This is a genomic window from Rhodococcus sp. C26F, assembly GCF_053345925.1.
Genome location: NZ_JBKFBA010000027.1, coordinates 23170 through 29394, shown reverse-complemented (window position 1 = coordinate 29394; position 6225 = coordinate 23170). Strand labels below are relative to the sequence as shown.

The 6225-nt window shown below is 67.5% G+C and carries 5 protein-coding genes; 2 read left to right on the top strand and 3 right to left on the bottom strand.

Annotated elements, in window-relative coordinates; all coding sequences use genetic code 11:
* Positions 1–108 precede the first annotated feature (108 nt).
* The 3 genes from ACLBYD_RS21835 to ACLBYD_RS21825 all read right to left on the bottom strand — a co-directional run bounded on the left by ACLBYD_RS21835 (position 109) and on the right by ACLBYD_RS21825 (position 3975).
* Positions 109–1161: a 2Fe-2S iron-sulfur cluster-binding protein gene (locus ACLBYD_RS21835; protein WP_447818086.1), complete on the bottom strand. Its 1053-nt coding sequence runs from the start codon at positions 1159–1161 to the stop codon at positions 109–111.
* Between the two features lie 96 nt (positions 1162–1257).
* On the bottom strand, positions 1258–2604 hold the full coding sequence (locus ACLBYD_RS21830) for an MFS transporter (protein ID WP_447818127.1): 1347 nt from the start codon (positions 2602–2604) through the stop codon (positions 1258–1260).
* A gap of 225 nt (positions 2605–2829) precedes the next feature.
* Complete coding sequence (locus ACLBYD_RS21825; protein ID WP_447818085.1) at positions 2830–3975, bottom strand: oxidoreductase; 1146 nt, start codon at positions 3973–3975, stop codon at positions 2830–2832.
* 282 nt (positions 3976–4257) lie between these two features.
* On the opposite strand from ACLBYD_RS21825, the gene ACLBYD_RS21820 reads away from it, so the two are divergent.
* Complete coding sequence (locus ACLBYD_RS21820) at positions 4258–5145, top strand: IclR family transcriptional regulator (protein ID WP_447818084.1); 888 nt, start codon at positions 4258–4260, stop codon at positions 5143–5145.
* 105 nt (positions 5146–5250) lie between these two features.
* Complete coding sequence (locus ACLBYD_RS21815; protein ID WP_447818083.1) at positions 5251–6117, top strand: alpha/beta fold hydrolase; 867 nt, start codon at positions 5251–5253, stop codon at positions 6115–6117.
* Positions 6118–6225 lie beyond the last annotated feature (108 nt).

Sequence of the window (6225 nt, the reverse complement as noted above, 5' to 3'; positions counted from 1 at the left end):
ATCTCACGCCTCATGTGGAGAGCATCCGTTCCGGAACGGATCCCCCGGGACGAGGAAGACCCCGCACCGCCCAGAGGCGGTACGGGGTCTTCGCTCGGTGCAACGGGTTCAGAAGTCGATGCGCACGCGGTCGCTCTTGGGCCTGGCCTGGCATGCGAGGACGTACCCGTTGGCGATGTCCTCCTCGTCGAGGATCGCGGACGGCGGGGTGTCGACGTCGCCTTCGACGACGGTGCACGCGCACGACCCGCACTCGCCTTCCCGGCACGAGTAGGGCACGTCGAGGCCCTTCGACAGCATGACGTCCACGAGAGTCGCGCTGCGCGGCCAGACGAGGTCGTGTTCCTCGCCGTCGAGCTGCACCGTCACGGAGGCGGCGTCGGTGTCCGACTCGTCGATCTCGACGGCAGGTACGTCGGCGAACGGATCGCCGGACAGGGAGGTGAAGACCTCGGCGTGGATGCGGTCCTTCGGGACGCCGGCCAGCAGCAGGCCTTCGCGGACGGTGTCCATGAACGGCCCGGGTCCGCACATGTACGCGCGGTGATCGGCGAAGGCGGAGACCAGGGTCGCGAGCTGCCGCGGCGTCGGCAGGCCCTGCACGCTCTCGAGCCAGTGCACGACGGTGAGGGCAGCGGCGTGCCGGGCGGCGAGTTCGCGCAGCCTCTCGGCGAAGATGACGGACTTCTCGTCGCGGTTGCCGTAGACGAGCACCACGTTGCGATTGCCGCTGTGGAGAGCCGACTCGAGGATGGACAACACCGGCGTGATACCGCTGCCTCCGGCGAACAGTACGAGCTTCTCGGTGAGATCGACCGGAGTGAACACACCCGCCGGGGGCAGCACCTCGAGGGTTTGCCCTGCAGTGATGTTGTCGCACAGCCAGTTCGAGCCGTATCCGTCGGCGGTGCGCTTGACGGTGACCTTGAGAGGCTCGCCGGTGTGGGGGGAACTCGCGAGCGAGTAGCACCGTGCCACGGAACCGGTCCGATCGCTCGGGATTCGCAGGGTGAGGAACTGTCCCGGTTTGTAGGCGAAGTCCGCGCGGCGCTCTTCGGGCACGTCGAACACCAGCGAAACGGCGTCGGCGGTTTCCTGGACGACTGCACCGACGGTCAGTACGACGGAGCGTGAACCGACCGGTGTCTCAACGGCTGTCATCGCAGTGGGTTCCCTTCGATACGAGTACTTCTCGATCGGACCACGGTAGAACGCCGACGGACGCCGACGCCCGTNGGGAGGAGACGGGCGTTCGGATCAGGCGGTGCGCACGCTGCGTGGGATCAGCAAGGTGATCCCGATGGTCACCACGGAGAGCGCGATGAGCATGCCGCCGACCATGTTGATTCCCGCGAGTGGGGTCGCAGCGAACGCGAGCAGCATGGTTGCGATCGACGTTCCGACACCCTGACCCGCGGTACGCAGCACGGCGTTCGTGCCGGTCGTCTCGCTGGTGTTGTGCTCGGGCACGGACTCGACGATCAGGTTCGGAATCGCCGTGTAGGCGAAGGCGGTCGCGACCGACACCACGACGACCATCGCGGTCATGGCCACCACGGAGTGGTGCGCGGTGAGCATGACGACGACGCCGACGATGAACAGGGCGGTGCCGAGCAGCATCGACGCGCGTGAACCCACCGCGGCGGAGATCCGGCCGCTCAGCGGAGTGCAGACGAATCCGAACAGGGAGCCGATGAACGAGAGCCAACCCGCGTGCGTTGCGCTCAGGCCCAGGCCGAAGTCGCCGGTGGACGGTGTCTGCATGATGATCGGAATGATCATGGTGACCACGCCCAGCGGTCCCGCCGCGATCGCGACGGTGGCCAGCATCGTGAGCGAGAACTTGCGGTCGGCGAACAGGCGCACGTTGATGATGGGGGAGGGTGTGCGCAGTTCCCACCGCACGAACAGGACCAGAGCGACGGCCCCACCCAGGATGAGACCGAGGGTCCGCGGGTCCGACCAACCCCATGCCTGGGACTTGTTGACGCCGAGCAGGATCGCGGCGACCGCGCCGGCGAAGGAGACCGCACCGATGTAGTCGATCTTCTCGGAGGTCCCGGTGGGCCGGCGCCACGGGAGGACGAACCAGACGAGCAGCAGGGCGAAGATCGCATATGCGGCTGCGACGACGAAGATCATGTGCCAGCTGGCGTTGTCGATCAGCAGACCGGCGACGAGCAGCGACGCCGAACCTGCGGCGACCGCCGAGCCGGAGATCAGTGCGACGGCAACGGGAACGCGGGAAGCGGGAAGATGCTCGCGCGCCAGCCCGATGCACAGCGGCAGGATCGCACCGGCCACACCTTGGATCGCGCGGCCGATGATGATGCTGGTGAGGCTGTCACCGAGGGCGCTGACCATCGAGCCGAGCGCCGCGACGGCGAGCAGGACCATCAGGATCCGTTCCCGGCCGTACATGTCGCCGAGTCGACCACACACGGCGGCCGAGGCGGCCGAGACGAGAAGGAAGGCCGTCACCGCCCATCCGACCGTCGATGCGTTGCTGTCGAATTCGGTGATCAACGTCGGGATCGCGGCGAACATCATCGATGTTTCGAAGGCACTGATGATCTCGACGGCGATCAGGACCGACACGATCACCCATACCGGTTGCTGCCGGTCGAACCGGCTCCGCCCCTTCGGGGTTGCGGATTCCGGCTGGGAGAGTTCATTGGCGTAGGACGTCAAAGCACATTCCAGACTCTCGGCGGCCCGATCGCGGGCCGTGTTTCCTGCCCCACGAATGGGAGTGGCTCGGATCACTGGTATCGCAGGTGAGAGCTGTCACGCTGTTCTATCTCGCTGAGCGAGACCGGTTTTGGTGCGTCAGATGAGCGCGGCCTCGTGGACCGCGCGGTCGAACTCGGGCAGTTCCGCGCCGTTGCGAAGGGTCGTCGCGAGCGACGGGTCGGCAAGATGCAGACGTCCGATGGCGACCAGATCGAACTCGTCGTCACCCAGCCGTCGTTCGAGTTCGGGAACGTTGTTGCGCACAGGTGCGCTGCCCTGGAGGCGGCTCTCCCGCAACGTCGTCGCGATTCCGACACTACCTACGGCCATCGAATGTGCGCCGGTGACCTTCTTGGCCCAGCCTGCGAGTGTCAGGTCGCTGCCTTCGAAGGCCGGCATGTCGAAGCGGCGGATGCTCGCGTCGAAGACGTCGACGCCGGCTTCCTTCAAGGGGGTGAGGACGGCTTTCAGTTCGTCCGGGGTGTGGGCGATCCGGGCTTCGTAGTTCTGCTGCTTGTGCTGCGAGAACCGGTAGAAGATCGGCAGGTCGTCGCCGATGCGCGCGCGGATGGCGGCGACCACCGCGGCGGGGAAACGGGTGCGGCGCTCGAGGTCGCCGCCCCATTCGTCGTCGCGGAGATTCGTTCCCTCCCAGAGGAACGCGTCGAGCAGATAGCCGTGCCCACCGTGCAGTGCGATGCCGTCGAATCCGACTCGGGCAGCGGCGGCCGCCGCGTCGGCATAGGCCGCGACGACCTGCTCGATGTCCTCCACGGTCATGGCCCGCGTGGGCGCTGAGGCCCGGGAGATGTAGTCCTCGCCGTAGGACGTCACGCCGAGCTCGCCCCAGACTCCCGACGGCCGCATGGGGACGAGGTCGGGGTCGACATCTGCGGTCATCGCGCCCCAGAGGGGGCCGACGTGCCAGAGCTGGGGGACGATGCGTCCACCCTCGGCGTGGACCGCGTCGACGACGCGACGCCAGCCGTCGAGGGCTTCTTCGCCGTGCATGTGTGGCACGCGGGGATTGTCGACTGCTGTCGGGTGATCGATCGCGACGCCCTCGGTGACGATCAGGGCCGTGCCGCCCGCCGCGCGTCGCCGGTAGTACTCCACGACATCCGGGCCGGGCACGCCACCCGGCGAGTGCGAGCGGGTCATCGGCGACATCACGATGCGGTTGCGGAGCTCGAGGGAACGGACCGTCAGGGGACGGAAGAGGGGGGACTCGGTATCCGGCATCGTGGTCTCGACTCTTTCGGCTCGTGCGGGCGACGGGTGCAGGCGGGTTCGGCCCACATCCGAGGTTGTACCCACCGCCCGGTCCGCGGGACAGGGACCTCCTGCTCAGTGAGACGTGCCGGCGGAAGGGCGAGGGGAGGGACGTGGATCGCGGGATACATCGAGTCCGCTGATCGGGAATTGTGCAACAGGTCACTCGCCTTGTACTCTGGGCATCACTCACAAGAATCAATTTCAATTCTTGCTTTCGTGGGTGATCGGATTCCGGAGAAAGGGTCGACGATGTCCGAGGCGCAACGTACGCAGGTCTCCCAGGCACCGAAGCGCGAACTGCCTGCATCGATGGTCGAGCGAATGACCCTCATCCTCGATGCCTTCGACGATCTCTCGTCGCGGCTCACCCTGGAAGAAGTCGCGTGCCGCACCCGGCTTCCGCGCTCGACGGTCCACCGCATCCTCGACCAGATGGTGCGACTCGACTGGATCGACCACGCGTCGTTCGGGTATTGCCTCGGACGTCGTGCGAAGTCCATGGGAGAGGGCGACAGTGGGCACATCCGCGTCCGTGAGGCCGCGGCACCGCTCCTCCACGAACTGCACATGACCACCGGGATGGTCTCGCACCTGTCCGTGCTCGACGGGCCCGACTGCGTCTACCTCGACAAGATCGGCGGCCAGCTCGCCGCGGCACTGCCGTCGCGGGTCGGCGGACGTGTCCCCGCCTACGCCACCGCCGGCGGCAAGGCGCTGCTCGCCGGACTCGAGCCGGAGCAGGTCGATGCCCTCTACGCCGGCCCGCAACTGCCGCGTCGCACCGAGCGGACCATCACCGATCTGTCGACCCTGCACCTCGAACTCAACCGCATCCGCCGTCGCCACGGTCTGGCCTTCGAGACCGGAGAGGCCACCGCCGGTATGTCCTGTGTGGGCGCCGCGATCCGCAGCCCTGCATCGCCGGTCGCCGCGATCTCCCTGTGCGGTCCCACCCGCCCCGGCCACCTCGAACGCATCGCGCCGCTGGTCGCCGATGCGGTCCGCACGATCTCGCGCGCGCTCTATCCCGAACTCGACACCCCTCGACGCAATCGCGCCGCACGCACGTCCGGAGCCTCGTGGTCGCCGCAGGTCATGGAGCGAATGCTCGCCACGCAGTCGAACGGCTGGATCTGACGGCCGGAGCCGGCAACATCACGCACCGCCCCGCGGCGGGCGGAACATCCCGGTGATCGGGAACGTTCGAGCCGCGTGAGGTGGATCACTGGAAACCTTCTCGTCATGACGACGGAATCGACTTTCGAGAACACGGCGAGAGAACTCGCGACCGACCGCGGCACCCTCCGCTACCACGAAGCCGGTCAGGGTGAACCACTCCTGCTGCTCCACGGCTCCGGACCGGGCGTCACCGGCTGGCGGAACTACCGCGGTGTGCTCGCCGATCTCGCCGAGAACTACCGGTGCCTCGTCCTGGAGTTCCCCGGCTTCGGCGTGAGCGACCCGTGCGAAGGACACCCGATGGCGATGGCCTCGGTCGCGGTGACCGACTTCCTCGACGGACTCGGCCTCGACCGCGTGTCGATCATCGGGAACTCGATGGGCGGCATCGTCGGGACGCAGTTCGCGATCGCGCAGCCCGAGCGGGTGAAGAAGCTCGTCACCATCGGAGGCGCCGGCCGGTCGGTCTTCGCGCCGTCGCCGGGCGAGGGCATCCGGCTGCTCATGGAGTTCACGGACGACCCCACGCGCGACAAGCTCGTCCGTTGGCTGCGGTCGATGGTCTACGACCCCGCGATCGTCACCGAGGAACTCATCGAGGAGCGGTGGGCACTGGCCACCGAACCGAAGACCCTCGAGATCGCCCGACGCATGTACAGCACCGCGGCCTTCGCTGCGGGCGCGAAGGCCGCTGCCGCCTCCGACGCCACCCCGTACTGGGCGCAGCTCCACAAGATCACCGCGCCGGTGCTGCTGACCTGGGGTCGCGACGACCGTGTCAGCCCCGTCGACATGGCGATGCTTCCCATGCGCGAACTGCGCCGCGGCGAGCTCCACGTCTTCCCCAACTGCGGCCACTGGACGATGATCGAGGCGCGCGAGGCGTGGCTGTCGGCGGTGCTCGCGTTCCTTCGCCGCGACGACGCGTAGGCCCCGTCCGCGCGGACTCGTAACCCGATCCCGCTCAACCCCATCGACCGCTCCCGCTCAGTGGAAAAACGACGATACGGGAACGGTTCACCTGAGACCGTAGGCGTC